The sequence below is a fragment of the Bacteroides sp. CACC 737 genome (genome assembly GCF_013874375.1).
Lineage (GTDB): Bacteria > Bacteroidota > Bacteroidia > Bacteroidales > Bacteroidaceae > Bacteroides > Bacteroides uniformis.
The window spans coordinates 1,450,925-1,474,311 of record NZ_CP059408.1; the positions used below are offsets into that span (position 1 = coordinate 1,450,925).

General features: G+C 48.4%; 22 protein-coding genes. 17 read left to right on the top strand and 5 right to left on the bottom strand.

Annotated elements, in window-relative coordinates:
• Positions 1-3: 3 nt before the first annotated feature.
• The 15 genes from H1A11_RS06285 (at position 4) to H1A11_RS06355 (ending at position 14,573) form a co-directional block, all read left to right on the top strand.
• Positions 4-996, top strand: a complete 993-nt coding sequence (locus H1A11_RS06285) for an RnfABCDGE type electron transport complex subunit D (RefSeq protein ID WP_005829143.1) — start codon at positions 4-6, stop codon at positions 994-996.
• Positions 993-1,658 (top strand): RnfABCDGE type electron transport complex subunit G, encoded by a 666-nt coding sequence (locus H1A11_RS06290; protein WP_005829140.1) that lies wholly within the window; start codon positions 993-995, stop codon positions 1,656-1,658. The genes H1A11_RS06285 and H1A11_RS06290 overlap by 4 nt, the downstream gene beginning before the upstream one ends.
• 16 nt (positions 1,659-1,674) lie before the next feature.
• Positions 1,675-2,259: an electron transport complex subunit RsxE gene (rsxE, locus tag H1A11_RS06295; protein WP_117599732.1), complete on the top strand. Its 585-nt coding sequence runs from the start codon at positions 1,675-1,677 to the stop codon at positions 2,257-2,259.
• A 61-nt stretch (positions 2,260-2,320) separates the two neighbouring features.
• A complete protein-coding gene (rsxA, locus tag H1A11_RS06300; RefSeq protein ID WP_008663551.1) occupies positions 2,321-2,899 on the top strand; it encodes an electron transport complex subunit RsxA in 579 nt (192 codons plus the stop codon).
• Positions 2,900-3,031: 132 nt separating this feature from the next.
• A complete protein-coding gene (gene galE, locus H1A11_RS06305; protein WP_025833837.1) occupies positions 3,032-4,066 on the top strand; it encodes a UDP-glucose 4-epimerase GalE in 1,035 nt (344 codons plus the stop codon).
• 616 nt (positions 4,067-4,682) lie between these two features.
• Positions 4,683-6,218, top strand: coding sequence for a F0F1 ATP synthase subunit beta (gene atpD, locus H1A11_RS06310; RefSeq protein WP_117599578.1), 1,536 nt, complete (start codon positions 4,683-4,685; stop codon positions 6,216-6,218).
• Between the two features lie 19 nt (positions 6,219-6,237).
• Positions 6,238-6,486 (top strand): ATP synthase F1 subunit epsilon, encoded by a 249-nt coding sequence (atpC, locus tag H1A11_RS06315; protein WP_117599579.1) that lies wholly within the window; start codon positions 6,238-6,240, stop codon positions 6,484-6,486.
• Positions 6,487-6,526: 40 nt separating this feature from the next.
• On the top strand, positions 6,527-6,946 hold the full coding sequence (locus H1A11_RS06320; protein WP_119962210.1) for a hypothetical protein: 420 nt from the start codon (positions 6,527-6,529) through the stop codon (positions 6,944-6,946).
• On the top strand, positions 6,930-8,000 hold the full coding sequence (atpB, locus tag H1A11_RS06325) for a F0F1 ATP synthase subunit A (protein WP_119962211.1): 1,071 nt from the start codon (positions 6,930-6,932) through the stop codon (positions 7,998-8,000). The genes H1A11_RS06320 and atpB overlap by 17 nt, the downstream gene beginning before the upstream one ends.
• Positions 8,001-8,056: 56 nt before the next feature.
• Positions 8,057-8,314: an ATP synthase F0 subunit C gene (atpE, locus tag H1A11_RS06330; protein ID WP_005829122.1), complete on the top strand. Its 258-nt coding sequence runs from the start codon at positions 8,057-8,059 to the stop codon at positions 8,312-8,314.
• A 95-nt stretch (positions 8,315-8,409) separates the two neighbouring features.
• Positions 8,410-8,916, top strand: a complete 507-nt coding sequence (gene atpF, locus H1A11_RS06335) for a F0F1 ATP synthase subunit B (protein WP_005829120.1) — start codon at positions 8,410-8,412, stop codon at positions 8,914-8,916.
• Between the two features lie 11 nt (positions 8,917-8,927).
• Positions 8,928-9,488 carry a F0F1 ATP synthase subunit delta gene (locus tag H1A11_RS06340; protein ID WP_119962212.1) on the top strand — a complete coding sequence of 187 codons (561 nt, stop codon included), beginning with the start codon at positions 8,928-8,930 and terminating at the stop codon, positions 9,486-9,488.
• A gap of 133 nt (positions 9,489-9,621) precedes the next feature.
• Positions 9,622-11,205, top strand: coding sequence for a F0F1 ATP synthase subunit alpha (atpA, locus tag H1A11_RS06345; RefSeq protein WP_117599733.1), 1,584 nt, complete (start codon positions 9,622-9,624; stop codon positions 11,203-11,205).
• Between the two features lie 93 nt (positions 11,206-11,298).
• A complete protein-coding gene (locus H1A11_RS06350) occupies positions 11,299-12,189 on the top strand; it encodes a F0F1 ATP synthase subunit gamma (RefSeq protein WP_117599583.1) in 891 nt (296 codons plus the stop codon).
• A 167-nt stretch (positions 12,190-12,356) separates the two neighbouring features.
• Complete coding sequence (locus tag H1A11_RS06355) at positions 12,357-14,573, top strand: AAA family ATPase (protein WP_181757906.1); 2,217 nt, start codon at positions 12,357-12,359, stop codon at positions 14,571-14,573.
• Between the two features lie 34 nt (positions 14,574-14,607).
• On the opposite strand, the gene H1A11_RS06360 is transcribed toward H1A11_RS06355, so the two are convergent.
• The 5 genes from H1A11_RS06360 to H1A11_RS06380 all read right to left on the bottom strand — a co-directional run bounded on the left by H1A11_RS06360 (position 14,608) and on the right by H1A11_RS06380 (position 19,551).
• Complete coding sequence (locus H1A11_RS06360) at positions 14,608-15,507, bottom strand: SDR family oxidoreductase (protein WP_131226266.1); 900 nt, start codon at positions 15,505-15,507, stop codon at positions 14,608-14,610.
• Between the two features lie 28 nt (positions 15,508-15,535).
• Complete coding sequence (locus tag H1A11_RS06365; protein ID WP_119962214.1) at positions 15,536-16,132, bottom strand: occludin; 597 nt, start codon at positions 16,130-16,132, stop codon at positions 15,536-15,538.
• A 100-nt stretch (positions 16,133-16,232) separates the two neighbouring features.
• A complete protein-coding gene (locus H1A11_RS06370) occupies positions 16,233-17,039 on the bottom strand; it encodes a hypothetical protein (protein WP_181757907.1) in 807 nt (268 codons plus the stop codon).
• A gap of 21 nt (positions 17,040-17,060) precedes the next feature.
• Positions 17,061-17,783 (bottom strand): response regulator transcription factor, encoded by a 723-nt coding sequence (locus tag H1A11_RS06375; protein WP_005829101.1) that lies wholly within the window; start codon positions 17,781-17,783, stop codon positions 17,061-17,063.
• Between the two features lie 73 nt (positions 17,784-17,856).
• Entirely contained in the window at positions 17,857-19,551 is a 1,695-nt protein-coding gene (locus H1A11_RS06380; protein WP_181757908.1) for a sensor histidine kinase KdpD, read from the bottom strand.
• A 201-nt stretch (positions 19,552-19,752) separates the two neighbouring features.
• Between H1A11_RS06380 and H1A11_RS06385 the strand changes: the two genes are divergently transcribed.
• Together H1A11_RS06385 and H1A11_RS06390 are read left to right on the top strand one after the other, a co-directional pair.
• Complete coding sequence (locus H1A11_RS06385) at positions 19,753-21,906, top strand: outer membrane beta-barrel family protein (protein ID WP_181757909.1); 2,154 nt, start codon at positions 19,753-19,755, stop codon at positions 21,904-21,906.
• Positions 21,907-22,039: 133 nt separating this feature from the next.
• A complete protein-coding gene (locus H1A11_RS06390; RefSeq protein ID WP_226791163.1) occupies positions 22,040-23,215 on the top strand; it encodes a TlpA disulfide reductase family protein in 1,176 nt (391 codons plus the stop codon).
• The last annotated feature ends 172 nt before the right edge of the window (positions 23,216-23,387 follow it).

The following is a 23,387-nucleotide window of genomic DNA, read 5'->3' on the forward strand; positions in this document are numbered from 1 at the left end:
AGTATGAATAAATTAATCGTATCCCTTTCGCCCCACGTTCACGGCGGTGACAGCGTGAAGAAGAATATGTACGGTGTGCTTATCGCATTGATTCCGGCATTCCTCGTTTCGCTTTACTTTTTCGGACTGGGTGCGCTGATTGTTACGGCCACTTCCGTAGCAGCCTGCTTGTTCTTTGAATGGGCCATCGGCAAATTCCTCATGAAAAAAGAGACCACAACCATCACCGACGGCTCTGCCATCATTACCGGTGTGTTGCTGGCCTTTAACCTGCCTTCCAACCTGCCCATCTGGATAATCATCCTCGGCGCCTTGTTTGCCATCGGGGTAGGCAAGATGTCCTTCGGAGGTTTGGGTTGCAATCCCTTTAACCCTGCACTGGCAGGACGTGTGTTCCTGTTGCTTTCATTCCCCGTGCAGATGACGACATGGCCGGCTGTAGGCCAGTTGACAGCCTATACGGATGCCACGACGGCTGCTACGCCGCTGGCTATTATGAAAGGTGTCATCAATGGTGCTCCGGGCATGTCCCTGAGCGACCTTCCGGGAGCTTTCGACCTTCTGATAGGTAATAATGGAGGATGTCTCGGTGAGGTGAGTGCCTTGGCGCTGCTGCTTGGTTTGTTCTACATGTTGTGGAAGAAAATCATCACCTGGCACATTCCGGTATCTATTCTGGTGACGGTATTCGTGTTCTCTGGTATCATGTATCTGGTCAATCCGGAACTTTATGTATCCCCGGTCGTACAGTTGTTGTCCGGTGGTCTGATGCTGGGTGCTGTCTTTATGGCTACGGACTACGTGACTTCTCCGATGAGCCACAAAGGTATGCTAATTTATGGTGTTTGCATCGGCCTGCTGACTGTCATCATCCGTCTGTTCGGTGCATATCCGGAGGGTATGTCGTTTGCCATTCTGATTATGAATGCGTTCACTCCGCTCATCAACACCTATGTTAAACCTAAACGCTTTGGGGAGGTAGCGAAGAAGAAATGAAAAAGTTAGAATCATCCTTGAAGAATATGTTGCTGGTACTTACGGGCGTTACCGCAATCTCCGTAGCGTTGCTGGCTTATGTAAACGAATTGACGAAGGAGCCCATTGCGCAGGCCAATGCAAAGACCTTGAGCGATGCCGTAAGTGCGGTGGTTCCGGGCTTCGACAATGACCCCATCGCCGAGAAGAAGATGCAGGAAGTAAACGGAGTACAGTATTCTGTATATCCTGCCACCAAAGGCGGAGAATATATCGGAGCTGCTGTGGAAGCTGTTGCCATGGGTTTTGGCGGTGAGCTGAAAGTGTTGGTCGGTTTCGATGCCGAAGGCAAAATCATCGACTACTCCTTGTTGTCGCATGTGGAAACTCCGGGGTTGGGCTCCAAAGCTGCCGACTGGTTCAAGAAAGGCAATAAAGGTGACATCACCGGCATGAATCCGGGTGAAGCGGCATTGACAGTGAGCAAGGACGGTGGTAAAGTAGATGCCATTACAGCGTCTACCATCACTTCACGTGCTTTTTTGAATGCAGTGAATGCGGCTTATGCTGCCTATGCCGGTCAGGAAACTGCCGACGGCACTACCGGCGCTACTCAAAAGAATGTTGAACAACCTGCTGATTCCGCAGCTCCCGAAGCTGTGGATACACTCAGCGCTAAATAAGAAAGGAGTAGAAGATATGAATAATTTTAAAGTTATGATGAACGGGATTATCAAAGAGAATCCTACGTTTGTACTCCTGCTGGGTATGTGTCCTACACTGGGTACCACTTCCTCTGCTATCAACGGTATGGGTATGGGACTGGCTACAATGTTCGTGCTGATATGTTCCAATGTGGTGATTTCTGCCATCAAGAATCTGATTCCCGATATGGTGCGTATTCCTTCATTCATTGTGGTCATAGCATCATTTGTGACACTGTTGCAGATGATAATGCAAGCCTACGTTCCTGCATTGTACGCCACGCTGGGCTTGTTCATTCCGCTGATTGTTGTAAACTGTATCGTATTGGGACGTGCCGAGGCATTTGCTGCCAAAAACAATCCGGTGGCTTCCTTGTTCGACGGTCTGGGCATGGGCTTGGGCTTTACCATTGCACTGACATTGCTGGGTGCCGTGCGTGAGTTCCTGGGAACCGGCAAGATATTCAACTTGAGTATCCTTCCTGAAGAATACGGCATGTTGGTATTTGTCCTTGCTCCGGGTGCATTCATCGCATTGGGCTATCTCATTGCTTTAATCAACAGTATGAAGAAGGCTTGATAATGGATGATTGATAATGGTTCATTATCGATTGTCATTTTTCAATTAATAAATTAAAGAAATGGAATATATATTGATATTTATCTCGGCAATCTTTGTAAACAACATCGTATTGTCGCAATTCTTGGGAATTTGCCCGTTCTTGGGAGTTTCCAAGAAAGTGGAGACTGCATTGGGCATGTCGGCAGCGGTGGCATTCGTGCTCACCATCGCCACCATCGTGACATTCCTTATTCAGAAGTATGTGCTCGACGCTTTTGATTTGGGCTATTTGCAGACTATTACCTTTATCCTGGTGATTGCCGCATTGGTGCAGATGGTAGAGATTATCCTGAAGAAAGTTTCTCCTTCTCTGTATCAGGCCTTGGGCGTGTTCCTGCCGTTGATTACTACCAACTGCTGTATTCTCGGTGTGGCCATCCTTGTTATCCAAAAAGATTATGATTTGCTGACGGGAGTGGTTTATGCATTCTCCACGGCACTTGGTTTCGGCTTGGCACTGACACTGTTTGCAGGCCTGCGCGAGCAAATGAGCCTGGTTAGTGTGCCGAAAGGTATGCAGGGCACTCCGATAGCTTTGATTACGGCCGGACTGCTGGCAATGGCATTCATGGGCTTTTCGGGGGTTGTGAAGATTTAAAGAAGAAAAACCGGAAATAAAGTGAAGGGGGGATAAGCTAAAATTTATCCCCCCTTTTTCTGTTTTTATTAATTTATTTCCTTACATTTGTGGCGTATTGATAACCTAAAAGCTAAATTGTCTATATTTAATATGAAAGAGAAAATTTTAGTTACGGGTGGAACCGGTTACATTGGTTCTCACACGGTGGTGGAACTTCAAAACGCAGGTTATGAAGTTGTTATTATTGATAATTTGTCAAACTCCAGCGCAGATGTTGTAGATAACATAGAGAAGGTATCGGGTATCCGTCCTGCATTCGAGAAATTGGATTGCTTGGATTATGCCGGTCTTGACGCTGTGTTTACCAAATATAAAGGCATTAAAGCCATCATTCACTTTGCAGCCAGCAAGGCCGTAGGTGAGTCTGTCCAAAAACCGTTGCTTTACTATCGTAATAACCTGGTTTCACTGATTAACCTGCTGGAACTGATGCCGAAGCATGGAGTGGAGGGTATCGTATTCTCTTCTTCCTGCACAGTTTACGGCCAGCCGGACGAGCTTCCGGTAACGGAAAAGGCACCTATCAAGAAAGCTGAGTCTCCGTATGGAAACACGAAGCAAATCAATGAAGAGATTGTACGTGATACGGTTGCTTCCGGTGCTCCGATAAACGCCATCTTGTTGCGTTACTTCAACCCGATAGGTGCACACCCCACAGCATTGCTGGGAGAATTGCCTAACGGTGTACCGCAGAACTTGATTCCTTATCTTACCCAGACCGCTATCGGCATCCGTGAGAAACTGAGCGTGTTTGGTGACGATTATGATACTCCCGACGGTTCTTGTATCCGCGACTTCATCAATGTAGTCGATTTGGCCAAAGCACACGTAGTGGCTATCCGCCGTATCTTGGAGAACAAGCAGAAGGAGAAAGTGGAAGTATTCAATATCGGTACAGGTCGTGGACTTTCCGTATTGGAACTGATTAATGCTTTCGAAAAGGCTACCGGTGTAAAACTGAACTATCAGATAGTAGGTCGGCGTGCCGGTGATATTGAGAAGGTATGGGCAAACCCGGAATTGGCAAACAATGAACTGGGTTGGAAGGCAGAAACAAGTATTGAAGATACTTTACTTTCTGCATGGAAATGGCAGTTGAAGCTTCGTGAACGAGGTATTCAATGACAAACTTTGAATTTGTGTTTTTTAACAAATAAGCAATAAACAAATGCCTCCCCGCATTTGTTTATAATGTGCAAATCAGCCTGAAGCTGTTTATGTATATGTGAATATCCGTAACTAGTACGTATGCCTCCCCGGCATAGACAGGTAAGATTGCATAGTAGTTTTGTCGTGTTTTATTTTGTGTTTGTGTTGTGAATAAGCCTTGTCGAGAGACAAGGCTTATTTTTTTTGTATATTATATACGGAATCTTTATTGCCAATTCTGTGGTTTTTCATAAGATGGGTGGGCAATTCCTTTTCTTGCCAATTGTTAACTGACGTTATCATGTCTGTAGCAATTTGTTCCAATTGTAGTATTAATCGTTCAAAATAGTATTTTTTGTTCAAAAAATGCTATACACGGTAACAACTACATGCAAATTGTTTATACATTTGCGTTGTTGTTTATGTAACTATTGGGATGAACAAACCGTTGCTGACAAACGTTAATAGGTACGAGTACTTATATAGCTGACGAAAGACGCGACTTGGCTGATTTGTTTTAGAGGATACACGCGACTTACAACTTAGTATTGGGAAAAATAATTAAGGAAATATAGAATAAAAAAGATTGCTTATGTCACAGATTGTTGGACATATCTCACAGGTAATCGGACCTGTAGTAGACGTCTATTTCGAAGGAACGGAGGCAGAGATGATGTTGCCGAGTATTCACGACGCACTGGAAATAAAAAGGTCGAACGGAAAAAGACTGATTGTAGAGGTACAGCAACACATTGGTGAAAACACGGTGCGTACTGTTGCTATGGACAGTACGGACGGCCTGCAGAGAGGTATGAAAGTGCATCCGCTGGGAGGCCCCATCACCATGCCGATAGGTACACAAATCAAAGGCCGCCTGATGAACGTAGTGGGCGACTCTATCGACGGCATGAAGGAACTGGACCGTACCGGTGCTTATCCCATCCATCGCGAACCCCCTAAGTTTGAAGATTTGACTACCGTACAAGAGGTACTTTATACAGGCATCAAGGTTATCGACTTGCTGGAACCCTATAGCAAGGGCGGTAAAATCGGTCTGTTTGGTGGCGCCGGTGTAGGCAAGACAGTGCTTATCCAGGAACTCATCAATAATATTGCGAAGAAGCAGCACGGCTTCTCTGTGTTTGCCGGTGTAGGAGAACGTACACGTGAAGGCAACGACCTGCTGAGAGAAATGATTGAATCCGGTGTTATCCGTTACGGAGAAGAATTCAAGAAGAGCATGGAGGAGGGCCATTGGGATTTGTCCAAAGTAGATTATGACGAAGTGGCCAAATCACAAGTGTCTTTGATATTCGGTCAGATGAACGAACCTCCCGGTGCGCGTCAGTCCGTGGCATTGTCAGGGTTGACGGTAGCCGAGTCCTTCCGTGACATGGGAGCGGAGACGGACGGTCCGCGTGACATTCTGTTCTTCATTGATAATATCTTCCGTTTCACTCAAGCCGGTTCCGAGGTTTCGGCCTTGCTGGGCCGTATGCCTTCTGCCGTGGGTTATCAGCCGACACTGGCAACGGAAATGGGTGCCATGCAGGAGCGTATTACCTCTACGAGAAATGGTTCCATCACTTCCGTGCAGGCTGTATATGTGCCTGCCGATGACTTGACTGATCCGGCGCCTGCTACAACATTTACCCACCTCGATGCCACCACGGTGTTGAGCCGTAAGATTACCGAACTTGGTATTTATCCTGCTGTAGACCCGTTGGAATCCACTTCACGCATTCTTGACCCACACATCGTGGGGGTGGAACACTACGAAGTGGCACAACGTGTGAAACAAATATTGCAGCGCAACAAGGAATTGCAAGACATTATCTCCATCCTCGGTATGGAGGAGCTCTCTGATGCCGACCGTACGTTGGTGAACCGTGCGCGTCGTGTGCAGCGCTTCCTTTCACAGCCATTTGCCGTTGCCGAGCAGTTTACGGGTGTCCCCGGTACAATGGTTTCCATTGAGGATACTATCAAAGGCTTCAAGATGATTCTTGACGGAGAGGTGGACTACCTGCCCGAACCAGCTTTCTTGAATGTGGGAACCATTGAAGAAGCTATTGAGAAGGGTAAGAAACTACTGGAACAGGCAGGGGAAAAAACGATTAAAAATTAAAACTCTGGGAGCTTTGATAATGAAGAAGTTGCATTTGAATATTGTTTCACCGGAGAAGGAACTCTTCAACGGGGAAGTGGAAAGTGTTACATTGCCGGGCACTATGGGCTCTTTTTCTATCCTGCCGCAGCATGCACCGATTGTGTCATCGTTGGGAACGGGGACATTGGTTTACGCAACGGACGGTGAGGAACATGAGCTGGATATTCAAAGCGGATTCGTAGAGATGAGTAACGGAAGGGTTGCCGTCTGTATAGAACAGCAATAGGCAATTAAAAATAAGAAATTGAAGATTAAAGGTTGTTGGCGTGACTATTACTAAGAGAAACTACTTATTGCATACAGCGCTCTTGACGGTATTGATAGGAATTGTAGGCGGATGGACGTACTTTTCGATAAATCCGCATCACTATTTCGGCGGTTATCCGCTGATTCCGCTTTTCTTCTTTGTTTTCGGAATATTCATGATTAATATGACCGAAAGCTGCCGTCACCGGATGCCGGGACGAATGTTGCAGATTTATCTGCTGATGCGTGTGATGAGAATGCTGGTTTCCATGATTGTGATGCTGGTTTATTGCGTTGCAGTACGTGAGGAAGCCAGGGCGTTTCTGTTGACGTTTATAGCCAACTATCTGATATATTTGATTTATGATTCCTGGTTCTTCTTCACTTTCGAGGCGAACAAGAAACAGAAAAAGAAAAGTAACAATGAAAAGATTGCGTAACATACTGACTGTAGTTCTGTTGGCATTGGGCATGTTGCTACCCGCCACGGTGCGGGCTGAGAATACGGTGGACGTGAAGGAGATTGTCTTCGGGCATATCGGCGATTCTTACGAATGGCACATCACGACGTGGGGCGAAACTCACGTTACGATTCCCTTGCCGGTAATAGTGCATAGCTCTACCACCGGATGGCATGTCTTTCTATCCTCACGTCTGGAGGAGAACGGTGGAAGTTATGAAGGCTTTTCCATCGCTCCCGCAGGAAGCAAGTACGAAGGCAAGCTGGTGGAGCATGATGCCACCGGAAACGAAATACGCCCGTTGGATATCTCCATCACGAAGGTGACACTGGCTTTGCTCATCAACAGTGCATTGCTGCTTGTCATCATTTTAAGTGTGGCGCACTGGTATCGCAAGCACCCGCAGGGAAGTGCCGCTCCCGGTGGTTTCATCGGGTTTATGGAGATGTTTATCATGATGGTGAACGATGATATTATAAAGAGCTGTGTCGGTCCGAAGTACCGTAAATTCGCACCTTACTTGCTGACGGCCTTCTTCTTTATTTTCATCAATAACATTATGGGGCTGATTCCTTTCTTTCCCGGAGGGGCCAACGTGACGGGAAATATAGCCATTACGATGGTATTGGCCATCTGCACTTTCTTGGCTGTGAATATCTTTGGAACCAAGACCTATTGGAAAGATATCTTCTGGCCGGATGTGCCCTGGTGGCTGAAGGTGCCGGTCCCCATGATGCCGTTTATCGAGTTCTTCGGTATTTTTACCAAACCGTTTGCTTTGATGATACGTCTTTTTGCCAATATGCTGGCAGGACACATGGCAATGCTGGTGCTTACCTGCCTGATATTCATCTCGGCCAGTATGGGACCTGCTTTGAACGGAACGCTTACCGTGGCCTCGGTGCTGTTCAATATCTTTATGAATGCACTTGAATTGTTGGTTGCCTTTATCCAGGCATATGTGTTCACCATGCTGTCAGCCGTGTTCATCGGTCTGGCGCAGGAAGAGCATAAGGAGAAGGCGGTGAAATGATACGATTATTGGGAATATAAATATTAATAAAAATAACCATTTAAAAACTGAAAGTTATGTTACTATCTGTATTATTGCAAGCTGCTGCGGCAGGTGTGGGAGTTAGTAAACTGGGTGCAGCCATTGGTGCTGGTCTGGCTGTTATTGGTGCTGGTGTAGGTATCGGTAAAATCGGCGGTTCTGCCATGGAGGCCATTGCCCGTCAGCCGGAAGCATCCGGAGATATCCGTATGAACATGATTATTGCCGCTGCCTTGATTGAAGGTGTTGCTTTGTTGGCAGTAGTTGTGTGTTTATTGGTGTTCTTTTTATAATGTACAATCTACCATTTACCATTTACAATTTGTCCGTGCAGCATCACCGCGCAGCCAAATTGTAAATCGTAAATTGTCAAATCGTAAATAAAATTATGTCATTGTTATTACCCGATAGTGGTCTGCTGTTCTGGATGCTTCTTTCATTCGGTGTGGTGTTTGTGGTGCTTGCCAAGTACGGTTTTCCCGTTATCACCAAGATGGTGGAAGGTCGCAAGACCTACATCGACCAGTCTTTGGAAGTGGCACGCGAAGCAAATGCCCAGCTCTCCAAACTGAAAGAGGAGAGTGAAGCGTTGATTGCTGCTGCCAACAAAGAACAAGGACGCATTCTGCGGGAGGCGATGCATGAGCGTGACAAGATTATCGTCGAAGCACGCAAGCAGGCGGAAGCCGCCGCGCAGAAGGAGCTGGACGAAGTTAAAAAGCAGATACAGCAAGAGAAGGAAGAGGCCATCCGCGATATTCGCCGCCAGGTGGCAGTCTTGTCCGTAGATATAGCTGAGAAAATTATCCGCAAGAATCTGGACGAGAAACATGAGCAGATGGAGATGATAGACCGGATGCTGGATGAAGTGCTGGCCGCAAGTAGAAACAATTAATTCTCAAAGAAATGGATATAGGAATCGTTTCGATGCGTTATGCGAAAGCATTGATGGAATATGCCAAGAGTATGGGGGTAGAAGATACTCTGTACAAGGAGTTTTGTATGCTTGCCCGTAGCTTCAGGAAACATCCGGATTTGTGCATGGCATTGGAAAACCCCATCCTGACGATACGTGAGAAGTTCGCACTTATCTGTACCGCTGCTGTGGGGGATGCTCCTGCGGGCCGTGAGTTTGCGCGTTTCATGACCTTGGTGTTGAAGAACCGGCGGGAAAACTTTCTCCAGTACATCTGCCTGAGTTTTCTGGATTTGTACCGGAAAGACAAGCATATCGGTGTAGGAAAGCTGATAACAGCCGTTCCCGTCAGCCAGGAAGTGCGGGAGCGTATCCATAACAGTGCTTCCACCCTGCTGCATGCCAGCATGGAGCTGCAGACTGAAGTGGATCCCTCCATTGAAGGTGGTTTTATCTTCGACATCAACGACTTCCGTCTGGATGCCAGTATTGCTACGCAGCTTAAGAAAGTGAAACAGCAGTTTATTGATAAGAATAGAAGGATCGTATGATTTACGATTTGACAATTTACAATTTACTATTTAATAGTCTTGTGATGCGTAAGTTGTAGAGGTCAAAACGGTATATGATTCGGGTTCTTTCAAATAGTAAATAGTAAATCGTAAAATAGTAAATACTAAGATGTTGTCTGAAAATATAAAAGTAAGCGAAGTCTCCGATATTCTCCGCAAGCAACTGGAAGGGATTGACACCCGCGTACAGTTGGACGAGATTGGCACGGTACTGCAAGTCAGTGACGGTGTAGCCCGTATCTATGGGTTGCGCAATGCCGAAGCCAACGAGTTGTTGGAGTTCGACAACGGCATCAAGGCCATTGTGATGAACCTCGAAGAGGATAATGTGGGTGCTGTGTTGCTTGGCCCTACGGATAAAATCAAGGAAGGCTTCATTGTAAAGCGTACCAAGCGTATTGCTTCCATCATGGTGGGAGAGGGTATGCTGGGCCGTGTAATAGACCCTCTGGGTGCGCCGCTTGATGGCAAAGGACTGATAGGCGGAGAACTTTATGAAATGCCGTTGGAACGTAAGGCACCGGGAGTCATCTTCCGCCAGCCGGTGAATCAGCCGCTTCAGACCGGTCTGAAGGCTGTGGACGCCATGATACCTATTGGTCGCGGACAGCGTGAGCTGATTATCGGTGACCGCCAGACCGGTAAGACAGCCATTGCCATCGATACCATCATCAACCAGCGTGCCAATTTTGAAGCAGGTGATCCGGTATATTGCATTTATGTAGCCATTGGCCAGAAAGGTTCTACCGTAGCTTCTATTGTGAATACCCTGCACCAGTACGGTGCGATGGACTATACCATTGTGGTGGCTGCTACGGCGGGAGACCCGGCTGCATTGCAGTATTACGCTCCCTTTGCAGGGGCTGCCATCGGAGAGTATTTCCGTGATACCGGCCGTCATGCGCTGGTGGTCTATGACGACTTGTCCAAGCAGGCGGTGGCCTATCGTGAAGTGTCTCTGATTCTGCGCCGTCCGTCAGGACGTGAGGCCTATCCGGGTGATATTTTCTACCTGCACTCCCGTTTGCTGGAACGTGCGGCGAAGATTATCAGCCAGGAGGAAGTGGCACGCGAGATGAACGACCTGCCGGATAGTCTGAAAGGCAAGGTGAAAGGTGGTGGTTCGCTGACTGCATTGCCCATTATCGAAACTCAGGCAGGAGACGTGTCCGCCTATATCCCAACGAATGTGATTTCAATCACTGACGGGCAGATATTCCTTGATACGAATCTCTTCAACCAGGGTAACCGTCCGGCCATTGACGTGGGTATCTCCGTGAGCCGTGTGGGTGGCAATGCCCAAGTCAAGGCGATGAAGAAGGTGGCAGGTACATTGAAGATTGACCAGGCACAGTACCGTGAGCTGGAAGCATTTACCAAGTTCAGTGGTGATATGGACCCCGTGACGGCATTGACCATCGACAAGGGACAGAAGAATACGCGCCTGCTGGTACAGCCCCAATACAGTCCGATGCCGGTAGAAAAGCAGATTGCCATTCTTTATTGCGGCACACACGGCTTGTTGAGGGATATTCCTTTGGACAAGGTCAGCGAGTTTGAACGCAACTTCCTTGAGTCTCTTGAGATGAACTATCGCATGGAGGTACTCGACGTTTTAAAGACAGGTGTCATCAACGACGATGTCTGCAAAAAGATTGAGGAGACGGCAGAGGCGGTTGCAAGGCAATTCATGTAATGTACAATTAGACAATTTACAATTTACAATTTAGCTGCGCCATAACCCGCATGGCAAATTGTACATTGTACATTGTAAATCGTAAATAGATATATGGCTTCACTGAAAGAGGTAAAAAATAGAATAAGCTCCGTCAAGAGTACACGCCAGATAACATCGGCGATGAAGATGGTGGCATCTGCCAAACTGCACAAGGCGCAGGGGCGGATTGAGAATATGCTGCCTTATCAACGGAAGCTGAATGAGATTCTGACGAACTTTCTGCGTACGGATGCTTCCTTCGAGTCGCCCTATACCGAGAAAAGGCCCGTGACGAGGGTAGCGGTCGTGGCGTTTTCGTCCAATAGTTCCTTGTGCGGTGCATTCAACTCGAATGTGGCGAAGATGCTGGAACGGACTTTGGAAGGTTACCAGTCGCTGGGCAAGGAGAATATTCTGATATATCCCGTTGGGAGAAAGGTGGAGGAAGCTGTCAAGAAAATGGGATATGTGCCGCAAGGCAGCTATCAGTTGATGGCAGACAAGCCTTCGTACGTTGAAGCGTATGAGCTGGCGGAGAAGCTGATGCATGAGTTTGTGGAAAAGCAAATTGACCATGTGGAGCTGATTTACCACCACTTCAAATCGATGGGTTCGCAGGTGCTGCTTCGCGAGAATTATCTGCCCATTGACCTGACGCAAGTGGCGCAGGAGGCGGCAGAAGATGTACCGGAAGATGCCCGCAGTTTCAATAATGATTACATTGTGGAACCTTCCGTCGGCGAGTTGATAGCGGAACTTCTGCCAAAAGTGTTGAGTCAGAAGATATTTACCGTGCTTCTCGATTCCAATACTTCGGAACATGCTGCCCGTATGCTTGCCATGCAGACGGCGACAGACAATGCCAATGAGCTGATTCAGGATTTGACGAAACAGTATAACAAGAGCCGTCAGCAGGCCATTACGAATGAGCTGCTCGATATTATCGGCGGTAGCTTGAAATAGTCCGGATTGCCCCGTAAAGGGCTTTCTCAGGATGGGTACAAATAAATGGAATAATAGGACAAGGATAACGAAATAACCGCTATCTTTGTCCTATTATCATATATGGCTACTGATGAAATCCGTATCATTCTGAGAGAGAGCGGATTGGTTGAATAATAAACATATCCATGGAGAATAATCCCGAAATAGCGCTTGCATGGCAATTCATTGAAAACACAGGCACTCATCTTTTTTTGACCGGCAAGGCAGGTACCGGTAAGACAACTTTCCTGCGAAGACTGAAGGCAGAGAGTCCGAAACGGATGATTGTACTTGCGCCGACGGGAATTGCCGCTATCAATGCAGGCGGTGTCACCATCCACTCCTTTTTTCAAGTACCTTTCGCTCCTTATGTGCCCGAAAGCTCATTCAGCGCGGATGGCAAAGCATCTTACCGTTTCCGTTACGGGAAAGAGAAAATCAACATTATACGCAGTATAGATTTATTGGTCATCGATGAAATCAGTATGGTCCGTGCCGACTTGCTCGATTCGGTGGATGCCGTCTTGAGGCGGTTCCGCGACCGGAACAAACCTTTTGGCGGCGTGCAGTTGCTGATGATTGGCGACCTTCAGCAGCTTGCTCCCGTAGTGAAAGACGATGAGTGGCAGATGCTGCGCAAATACTATGACACGCCCTATTTCTTTTCCAGCCAGGCCTTGAAGCAGACGGAATATTGCACCATAGAGCTAAAGAAAGTCTATCGGCAGAACGATGGGACTTTTCTTGAATTACTGAACCGCATTCGCGAAAACCGTTGTGACGGACAAGTGCTGGAAGCCTTGAACCGCCGGTATATTCCCAATTTCGTACCTGATAAAGAAGAAGGATACATCCGCCTGGTGACCCACAATTATCAGGCCCAACGGATTAATGACCATGAGCTGGAACAACTTCCGGGACGCTCGTATGCCTTTCGCGCCAAGATTGACGGAAAGTTTCCCGAATATTCCTATCCTACGGATGAGGTGCTGGAACTGAAACGCGGTGCCCAGGTAATGTTTGTGAAGAACGACACCTCCGGCGAACACCATTACTACAATGGCATGATTGGAGAGGTGACAGCCGTGTCGGCAGATGGAATTGAAGTGCGCAGCAAGGGAAGCGACGCTACCTTCTTACTTCAGGAGGAAGAGTGGACGAATGCCAAGTATGTGCTTGATGAGGAAACCAAGGAGATTACAGAAGATATTGAAGGAACATTCCGGCAGTATCCGTTGAAACTGGCTTGGGCAATTACCATCCACAAAAGCCAGGGACTGACGTTTGAACGTGCCGTGATTGATGCCAGCGCCTCCTTTGCGCATGGGCAGACGTATGTGGCCCTGAGCCGCTGCAAGACATTGGAGGGAGTGGTGCTCAGTGCCCCGCTTTCTGCAAGAGCCATAATCAATGACAATGCAGTGGAAACCTTCACGATGGAGGCACGGAGAAACGAGCCGGACGAGAAACGCTTCCGTTCCTTGCAGCAGACCTATTTCCTGGAACTGCTGTCGGGCTTGTTCGATTTCCAGCCCATGGAGCAGGCTTTGCGGCGGTATGTGCGGCTGATAGACGAGCACTTGTACAAGCTCTTTCCCAAGCAACTCGCAGCCTGCAAGGAGGAAGTGGAACGTTTTCACGACAAAGTGACGAAAGTGGCCCAGAAGTTCGGTATCCAGTATACCCGTCTGATTGATACTGCGCAGGACTATGCAGCCGACCCGACTTTGCAGGGGCGCATACACTCTGCCGCCACTTATTTTCAAGAGCAGTTGCAACCGCTGGATGCGGTGATGGCGAGTACGGTAACTTCCGACAATAAAGAGTTGAAGAAGAAGCTCCGGGATGCCATGGAGGAACTGGAGGCAATGTTTGACTTGAAGACTGATTTGCTGGATTATGTACTGGAGAATGGTTTCCATGTGGCAGGATACTTGAAGCAGAAAGCACTGCTTTCCATTGACGATTCGGCTTCGCAGAAGGGTAAAGGCAAAGGGAGAAGTGCTGCTGCCAAAGAAGGGCAGGGAAGCAGTAAGCAGGCTGATAAAGAGAAACGTCCGCGTGAGCGGAAACGCGATGCTGCAGCTGTTGAAGTACCCACGGATGTGTTGCATCCGGAACTTTACAACCGCTTGGTGGCATGGCGCAATGCAGAAGCTTCCGCATTAGGGTTGCCCGTATATACCGTCATTCAGCAGAAGGCAATTCTGGGTATCAGCAATCTGCTTCCTTCGGATAAGGCCATGCTTGTACGCATTCCGTATTTCGGAAAGAAAGGGGTGGAGAAATATGGAGATGTGATTCTGGAGATGGTACGTGTGTATCGCAAAGAGAAAGGACTGGCAGAGCCGGAGTTGCTGTAGTCGAATCTGCTGCCATCCGAACTTGCATTATTTACTATCCGAACATCAGCTTTATTCCTTCCTTCAGCGTATGCGGTCGATATCCCAGTTCCCGGCGTGCCTTTTCTATACTCAGCCCGCTGAAACGGGGACGTGGCGTCTTTTCATTCATCTCCTTCGTAGTGACGGGACGGATGAGCGAGCGATTCAGTCCCAATACGTCCGCTACCCGATAAGCGATGTCTGCAATGGTCAGGCACTCGCTGCCACAGAGATGATAGATACCGTTTTGCGGATGACTTATCAGCTTCTCCACTCCTTGCGACACGTCTCCCACGAAGGTGGGCGTACGCCATTGGTCGGACACGACGAACACTTCCTCATTGCTCCTTAATCTGTTTGCCACCAGTTGAAGCACATTGCCATGCTGTCCGGGCAGGGAGGCACCGTACACCACCACTACACGCACGATGGCATAATCCTTGCAAACGGCAGCGATACGTTTCTCACCTTCCAGTTTGGTGTAGCCGTAATAATTAACGGGAGCGGGAATATCCTCCTCTGTATAGGGTCGGTCCGTATCACCACCGAAAACGAAGTCGGTGGAAAGATGGATAAAACGGCTGCCTCCCGTCTCACAGCATTCTGCCAGGTGCTCTACGGCAGTGATGTTGACGGCATCCGCTTCTGCATGGTGCGTTTCGCAATAATCGGGGACGGAGAGAGCGGAGGTATTGATTACAACATCCGGCTGTACTTCCTGGAAAAGCTTTTCCACCGCCTGGCGGTTGCATATATCCGTGCGGATAAAGCGATAGTTGCCCGAATGGGGACAGATGTCGTCGTGCAGGGAACAGCCCGTTGTCTGATAAGACAAGTTGCGGGACAAATCATCCAGGATGCGCCTGCCGGTAAAACCGTTGGCACCTATCACCAGTATTTTCTTTCTTGCCATTGACTTTGGTTGTTAAATGGTGTGGGCATCAATAGGGCACATGCCTGCCTTGCTGTACCTCGATGCGTATGCCAAAGGCTCCGTTGGCTGATTTCAGCTCGAACGCCCCTTTGAAATTGTTCTTTTCCCAAGGCAGTGCGGAAGGGTTGGGCACTTTCCAGCCGTCCTTGTCATATTCGCCGTACGTATGGATGCGCATGCCGTTCTTCAAAGTGAAACTTCCCATTTGCAGGTTGTCAGTAGAGCCCCAGAAGCCCGTCAGTCCGAAGGGATTCGAACTGAAATACCGGGAGTTGCTGAGTGAGAATATGTTCGAAAGGCCTTGTGAATAAGTCACGTTCGGGTTCAACCGGAAGATGCGGCTGTAGTCCTTGCTGGCATCCGGTATCTCCAAAGTGAATTTGGGAAGAGTGGGGGCAGACAGATTCATCAGCCCCATATCCAGCAGGAAGCCGTCGTAATTCTTCACGCCCGGCAGAAGCTCCTTTTCAGACGGAGACATGCCTTCGGGAGACGCTTCGCCATGTACTGCAGTACGTACCGTATCGGCAGGCATCTCGCTCTGTGCGCTGACGGATGACATGCCTGCAAGTAAAATGATGATGCAGAAGAAGATTCGTTTCATAGTTCTTTGTTCACAATTTCAGTTGCTGTCTGCCGCATAGGGGCGGACTGAACAAAGATACTCGTTTCCCTCTATTTCCGGAAATATCTTTGTATTATTTCTATTTCTTTATACGAATGGTAGGGGCGAAGACGGGCGAAGTCACCCATTTCATTTTGGTGGGGTCGTAGCTCCGTTCCAGGCCTCCGTTGAGGTCGAGCCAGTCCGTCACTTTCAGTTCCAGTACCATGCCATAACCGCTTTGCGGATACATCGGGTTCATATATCCATGAAAGGAGTTGCTTCTCCCGTAGCCCGAATACTGGCCGAAGGCATGCAGGCGCATGTAGGGATTGATGCGGTAGGATACGGAGGCATTGTAACCTACGTCCCATTGGGTACCCCGGGGGGCATCCCTTTTGGCATACCGGGCGCCGGCAATGGAGGAGGGGGTAGAGATGGAATAGTGGGCGGCATACACTCCGCCGCTCAGTTCCCAATGTCCGTCGGGACTGTAATAAGTAATTCCTGCGCCAGCCTGCATGATGGAGCCCATTGCAGGATAGGTGTTATGGCTGCCGTACATCGTCAGTACGACTTCCGGCGAGAGCAGGAAATCGGCGAAACGCTGGAAGTCCCATTCAAAGATGTTCTTCTGAAAGTGTATCTTCTTCATGTCCGTCCAGGGCAGGGGCTCCACATAGTCGGAGGGAGGGAGATGGAGATTTATCTCTTCCTGCTGTTCGCCCTGCAGACTTTGTTGGGGCTGGCTTTCATCAAGGCCCGTACGCTTGTTCTCTTTTGGAGAAAAGGGAATCTGCTCTTTCTTTACGGGAGGCCGGTTCTTTATTGTGTCTTCCGGAATCTCGCTCTGTGCATAGGCGCAGAGTGAGGAACAGATAAAAGTAATGAATAATAACTTTTTCATAAATAGTAGTTTAGTTTTAGTTTAGTTTACTATTAGTTTATATCCTATTCCCCGCACATTGACGATACGGATGCGCTCGTCTCCGGCCAGTTTATGCCGCAGTTTGGTGATGAACACATGCAGGCTGCGGGAGTTGAAGAAGCTGTCGTCTCCCCAGAGGTCGAGCAATACATTCTGGGTGTTGACCACCTGGTTGCGGTTCTCGCAAAGACGTTTCAGTATCTCGGACTCGCGGTGGGAGAGTTCCACTTCCGTATCCGCGTTAGGTGAAGTCGGGGTGCTGCCTGCAAAAGCAAGTCGTTGAGTGACGGAATTGAAACGGTAGTCACCGATTTCAAAAACGGTAGTTTCTTTGGGCTTTTCTTCTGTAAAGGAGAAAGCTTTGCCTACCAGGGCCTTTATGCGGATAATGAGTTCCTGCATTCCAAAAGGCTTTTTCAGGTAGTCGTTGGCACCCAGCTCAAACCCTTCCACCACATCGTTGATGGCGGAGCGGGCGGTAAGGAACAGTACCGGGGTCTGTTTGTCGGTCTGCCGGATGCGGCGCACCATTTCAAAGCCGTCCATGCGGGGCATCATCACGTCTGCCACCAGCACGTCGGGGCGGAGGTCGAAGAACTTGCGCAATCCCTCTTCACCGTCTGCTGCGGTGTGGATGATGAAGTTCTGCCCTTCCAATGTGTCCTTGATAATCATGGCGAGGGTCTGTTCGTCCTCAACCAGAAGTACGGTTATCTTTTCCATAATTGTCGCTTTTGTTACAAGTAATGTAAAGCTCCTTAACAAGTAATGTAAAGTACCCTAACAAATAATGTTATCATATCCTTATCGTAAAGGTACTTCCTTTTCCCAACTCACTCTTTACCGATACGCTGCCACCATGCTTCTCTATCATGGTCTTCACATAGAACAATCCCAGCCCATAGCCTTTCACATCGTGCAGATTACCCGTGGGTACGCGGTAGAATTTGTCGAAGATGTGCTTCTGCTTCTCGGGAGCAATACCGATTCCGTGGTCGCTGACAGAGATTTCGGTCTGTTCATTCTGCCCTTCGACGGTTACCTTGCGGCAATGGATGGCCACTTCGGCCTCTCCGTGCGAATATTTGATGGCGTTGTCTATCAGGTTGCTGATGATGTTGCTGAAATGCGTACGGTCGGCAAGTACGCTCAAATCTTCCGGTTCGATGTCCACCGATATGTGGACGGAGCTTTCCGCTTTCAGCTTGTGTTGTTCGATGAGCGTTTCCAGAATATCACGTATTGCAAACTCCTCCGGGTGCAGGCGGAAAGTCCTGCGGCGTTCCATACTCATGGAAAGTATCTGTTCAACCAGTCCACTGAGGCGCTGAAGTTGTTCCTGGCAGATACGCAGGTATTTGTCGCGCTGGGTCTTTTCCTCCGCTTGGTTGAAGTTGAGCAGAGCGTCGTTGGCGGCATATGCTACGGCGATGGGGGTTTTCAGTTCGTGGGTGATGTTGTTGGTGAAATCGCTCTTCATCTCTTCCAGTGTCTTCTGTTTCAGGATGGTGCGTATCAAGAACCAGAAGGAGAAAGCGAGTACGATCAGAATAACGAATGATGTGGTGAGAATGCCCGACATCTGTCGCAAGACCAACATGCCGGCCGGTTCCATGATGAGACGGTAGCTTTGATTTGTATTGATGTCGAAAGAATAATTATATTCCACGGCTTTTGAGGTAGGCACATAGCCGGGGGTACCGATGTTTACCAATGTATCTATATAGAGAATGGTAGAGTCCCATTTGCTGCCTTTGTGAAGATGTAGCAGCCTATGGGGAAGATTGATGTTACGGTCGTGCAGGAATGAAGTCAGCAGGCTGTCATAAAGCACTACGTCGGGGTCGGAAATGATGTCCAGTCCCGAATGCAGTCCGCGCTGGAAGTAGGTGGCGAGTTCCAGCATACTGTTTTGGTCGCGCAAAATCACATCCAGTCTCTCTTTGGCACTCAATGCGGATTGGGGAGAGCTGTCTGAGTCCCTGACTGCTTCTTCCAGAGGCTCTCGGGCAGAATCGGCAGACATCCAACGGACTTTATCCGTTTCCCTGTACTGGTCGATGAAAAGCACACTGTCCTCTTTGGTGAGCAAAGGAACGTTCTTCCTGACACTGACTTCCACGCGGGTTGAATCGTTCGGGTGGGTCACGTAAACACTGTCTCCTTTGGGCATGAAGGTTTCGTGCAGGGTAGCGTTGTCCAAAGAATCTTCACGGGAGATGGTGGTACTGCTACGGACAAATGATTTTCCGTCATCGCTGTATCCGGCTGATACGCTGACTTCACCGTGGTTGATGTCGTCCTGCTTCATTTTATCCACGCGTATCATCATTTCGTTATAGTCGCTCATGCGCATGGCTTCGGTGATGTCCCTTTCCATTTCACTGTGCATGGTATGGTAGAGCCCCGTCAGCCAGTAGGCTTGGTAGGCGAAGATACCGGCCAGGGAGACGATGACAAGTATGGCAATATATTTGAATGGCAGTTTCATGTTTGTTTCCGGTTACTTTTATACATACAAAGGTAAGATTAATATTGTGAAACCTATCATCCGATAAGACTAAATAACACTCCCGATAACACTGGATAACACTTGGTAAGCCGCTGATAACACAAGTTTCTGCTGATTCTGCCGTACTTTGCAGACGAAGATTTGCAGAAGAAGAATATAAACATAAATAAAAAGAAGAACATGAAACGATTCTATTTACTCCCTATTGTATGCTGTGCTTTGAGCATCAGCCTTTCGGCACAAGAGAACAACGGTACTGCAACCACCTCCGGTGCGGACGACAACCGCATCCTCAGCGCCGACAGCCTTATCACGACCGATGCCCGTCTGGACAGTCTTTATCAGACCTTGCCGGAAGTGATGATTACCGGTGAACGCCCCATCGTTAAGGCAGCGCAAGGCAAGCTGGTGTACGACCTGCCCCGCCTTATCCGGAACCTCCCTGTAGACAATGCCTACGATGCCGTGAAAGAGCTTCCCGGCGTCATCGAGATGAATGGCGGGCTGCAGTTGGCAGGCCAGGGAGTCACCGTTATCCTGGACGGCAAAGTAACCACCCTCAGCACAGAGCAGCTCTATTCCTTGCTGCGCAGCATCCCTGCCAGCCGCATAGAGAAGGCGGAAGTGATGTACAACGCCCCTGCACGCTACCAGGTGCGTGGCGCACTGATCAATATCACCCTGAAACAATCGGCAGGCGGCCCCGGCTCCTGGCAAGGCGAACTCTATGCCAAGTATCGCCAGAAGCATAACGAAGGCTTTGAGGAACGCGCCAGCCTGCTCTTCAGCAAAAATAAATTCTCAGCAGATTTTCTTTACTCGCACAGCCATGGCCGGGGCTACTCTACTACCGACAAAGAGGCTGTGCACACCCTGGCAGACGGCTCGGTTCACCCCATGACAACAGATGAGGTGGGCCGTGGCCGCAGCCATACCCATAATTTCAGGGTAGGGGCGGACTATAACATCGCCAAGGACCATCAGCTGAGTTTCGTCTATAACGGTGGCTATTCCACCTCCCACAACTGGAAGGGCGTGACGGGCACGCAGGTGTCCACAACTCATGGCAATAGCACCGACTGGCTGCACAACGGCCGTCTGGACTATCGTACCCCTTTCGGCCTCAAAGCCGGTGCCGAACTGACCTACTACCGTTCCCCGTCCGACCAGTTGCTGCATAGCCGCATGCAGGACGAGGAACTTGACTTCTACACCGAAGATTGCCAACGCATCAACCGATGGAAATTCTTTCTGGCCCAGGAGCATAGTCTGGGAAAAGGTTGGGATTTGAATTACGGAGCCATCTATACTACCAGCATCGACAACAGCTACCAATATTATTACGACCCCGAAACCGGCGAACAACTGACCTCCTCAGATGCCTTAAGCAATATGAAGTCCCGCCGCCGCGAACAGACCTGGAATATCTATGCAGGTTTCAGCAAGAGTTTCGGCGACAAACTCGCTTTGGACGCTTCCCTGGCTGTGGAGCATTACAAGACTCCCGTCTGGAACCAGTGGGACTGGTATCCCATCGTCAACTTGAACTATATGCCGGCACCGGGACATATCCTTCAGCTCTCTCTGAGCAGCGACAAGGACTATCCCGACTACTGGGCGGTGCAGGATGCCGTCTCTTACATCGGCGGTGGATACTCTGAGCTGCATGGTAATCCGTTGCTGAAACCGGCACAAGAGTATGAGCTGAAAATGACCTATATTTTGAAGAGCAAATACATCTTCAGCGCCTGGTTCAACCACACCAAGGACTACTCTGTACAGACACTCTACCAATCCTCCGAACGTCTGGTTGAAATCTACAAGACACTCAATTTTGATTATCAGCAACAAGCAGGAATACAAGCCTCTATCCCATTTAAGGTGAAGGATTGGTTGAATTCTCGCCTTACCCTCATAGGCTTGTGGTACCGCGAAAAGGATGGTGATTTCTGGGATATTCCTTTCGACAGAAAGCAATGCTATGGCATTGCCCAGATGAGCAATACTTTTACTCTCTCCACCAAACCCGACTTGAAGCTGACGGTGACCGGCTTTGTGCATAGTAAAGCCATTCAGGGCATTTACAACCTGCCTACGTCGGGCAATGTGAATATTGCCCTGCGCTACGGCTTTGCCAAGAACAAAGCCATCCTCAACCTCTACTGCAACGATATTTTTGAGACGGGACAGATTTCTCCCCGCATCCGTTTCAAGACGCAGAATGTGACGAATCATTACTCATGCTTCCGCGAATTCGGCGTATCGTTTACCTATAAATTCGGAGGATATAAGGAGAAGCAACGGGAGGCGGTGGATACGTCGCGGTTCAAATAAAAAGTAATTATTCGCTGAATAGTTACAATAAAAAAGGTCGATGTTAAATATGAATAAAAGGGATTACGATATTTTCGTAATTCCTTTTATTCTTAGTATCATTGTTCATTGTTAATCAAAATCGATAAAGGATATGAACTGCAGGAAGGTAGTAAGCGCTGTATTTCTGTTATTAGTAAGCGTTTGTATGCAGGCGCAAGGTACTTGTGTCATTGAAGGAAAAGTAAAGAATGTGAAGCAAGGAGTCTGCCTGAATCTATTTCGGATGGAAGGAGACGTGGGAAACAGTATTGCAACAGATACCCTTCAGGGAGACAGTTTTCGTTTTGAAATACCTATCTCTAAAACAGATACAGAACGTTTGAGTTTGATGATTCGTGACGGTAATCTGTATAGTATGGGATTGTCCCTTTGGGCTAAGGAAGGTTCCCATATCCGCTTGACGGGCGAGGATATGAACATCTACACCTGGCAGGTGGAAAGTGAAATGCCGCAACAGAAGATATGGCAGCTTTTTGTAAACGATTCACGGGATTTATGGAACCATAATCAGGAGAATAGAATGGAGCACATGCGATTGATGCGCAAATATCCCCGGAAACCGGATGATAAGGAGGTATTGGCAAAGGTCGTTGCTCTACGTGACAGCTTGGAGAAAGTAGAAAATGATTTGGATATCCGCATAGATTCCAATGTTATAGCCCGCATGAAGCAGTTGCCGATAGAGGAGGTATGGATGGATAAACTGAAAAGTCTGGCGATAGGGGTGAGGTACACCAAGGGATATCCCTATCGCAAAGAAGTAGAGGAGTTATATGCCAGACTTACCGATGAACAGCGCGAGACACCGGAAGCTCTGGATATCCGGGCATATCTATTTCCTGCCCAGACGGTTGCTACCCAAGAGCAAGCTGCGGATGGTGACTTGTTTGACTTGCAAGGAAACGTACACCGCTTGTCCGATTTCAAGGGGAAAGCGGTGCTGATAGATTTCTGGAGCCGTGGTTGCGGTCCTTGCCTCAAGGCTTTGCCGGAGATGAAGGAAATCAGCCAAAAGTATAAAGACCGTTTGGAGGTAGTAAGTATAAGCATTGATGACAAAACAAATTGGGAGATAGCTTCGCGCCATCATGCCATCAGTTGGTGGAACTTGAATGACTTGAAAGGCAATCACGGATTGTATGCCAAGTATAGCGCAGGCTCCATTCCCCGCTATGTGTTTTTATCTCCGGAGGGAGAGGTTGTAGAGATGTGGTCCGGTTACGGGAAAGGCAGTTTGTTGGAGAAACTGGGAAAACTGATGGAATGATAATCAAATTATTCCCGTTCTCTAATGAAACTTTCATACAATGCGACAGGACCGTAATGCCAATATTTGGTGTTTTCCTTTTCAAGCAATTGAACAGACTGACTTTGGAGGGTAGCAATAAATATAGGTTATTGTCTGTAATTTTTCTATTCATAGTATACCTCCTCTGCTT

Coding starts and splice junctions, on each gene's coding strand:
- rsxA (WP_008663551.1), top strand. CDS start 2,321: ATGGAATATATATTGATATTTATCTCGGCAATCTTTGTAAACAACATC.
- H1A11_RS06370 (WP_181757907.1), bottom strand. CDS start 17,039: ATGAAAAAGTTATTATTCATTACTTTTATCTGTTCCTCACTCTGCGCC.
- galE (WP_025833837.1), top strand. CDS start 3,032: ATGAAAGAGAAAATTTTAGTTACGGGTGGAACCGGTTACATTGGTTCT.
- atpC (WP_117599579.1), top strand. CDS start 6,238: ATGAAGAAGTTGCATTTGAATATTGTTTCACCGGAGAAGGAACTCTTC.
- rsxE (WP_117599732.1), top strand. CDS start 1,675: ATGAATAATTTTAAAGTTATGATGAACGGGATTATCAAAGAGAATCCT.
- H1A11_RS06365 (WP_119962214.1), bottom strand. CDS start 16,132: ATGAAACGAATCTTCTTCTGCATCATCATTTTACTTGCAGGCATGTCA.
- H1A11_RS06390 (WP_226791163.1), top strand. CDS start 22,040: ATGAACTGCAGGAAGGTAGTAAGCGCTGTATTTCTGTTATTAGTAAGC.
- H1A11_RS06380 (WP_181757908.1), bottom strand. CDS start 19,551: ATGAAACTGCCATTCAAATATATTGCCATACTTGTCATCGTCTCCCTG.
- atpE (WP_005829122.1), top strand. CDS start 8,057: ATGTTACTATCTGTATTATTGCAAGCTGCTGCGGCAGGTGTGGGAGTT.
- H1A11_RS06290 (WP_005829140.1), top strand. CDS start 993: ATGAAAAAGTTAGAATCATCCTTGAAGAATATGTTGCTGGTACTTACG.
- H1A11_RS06355 (WP_181757906.1), top strand. CDS start 12,357: ATGGAGAATAATCCCGAAATAGCGCTTGCATGGCAATTCATTGAAAAC.
- H1A11_RS06375 (WP_005829101.1), bottom strand. CDS start 17,783: ATGGAAAAGATAACCGTACTTCTGGTTGAGGACGAACAGACCCTCGCC.
- atpF (WP_005829120.1), top strand. CDS start 8,410: ATGTCATTGTTATTACCCGATAGTGGTCTGCTGTTCTGGATGCTTCTT.
- atpB (WP_119962211.1), top strand. CDS start 6,930: ATGAAAAGATTGCGTAACATACTGACTGTAGTTCTGTTGGCATTGGGC.
- H1A11_RS06350 (WP_117599583.1), top strand. CDS start 11,299: ATGGCTTCACTGAAAGAGGTAAAAAATAGAATAAGCTCCGTCAAGAGT.
- H1A11_RS06385 (WP_181757909.1), top strand. CDS start 19,753: ATGAAACGATTCTATTTACTCCCTATTGTATGCTGTGCTTTGAGCATC.
- H1A11_RS06340 (WP_119962212.1), top strand. CDS start 8,928: ATGGATATAGGAATCGTTTCGATGCGTTATGCGAAAGCATTGATGGAA.
- atpD (WP_117599578.1), top strand. CDS start 4,683: ATGTCACAGATTGTTGGACATATCTCACAGGTAATCGGACCTGTAGTA.
- H1A11_RS06360 (WP_131226266.1), bottom strand. CDS start 15,507: ATGGCAAGAAAGAAAATACTGGTGATAGGTGCCAACGGTTTTACCGGC.
- H1A11_RS06285 (WP_005829143.1), top strand. CDS start 4: ATGAATAAATTAATCGTATCCCTTTCGCCCCACGTTCACGGCGGTGAC.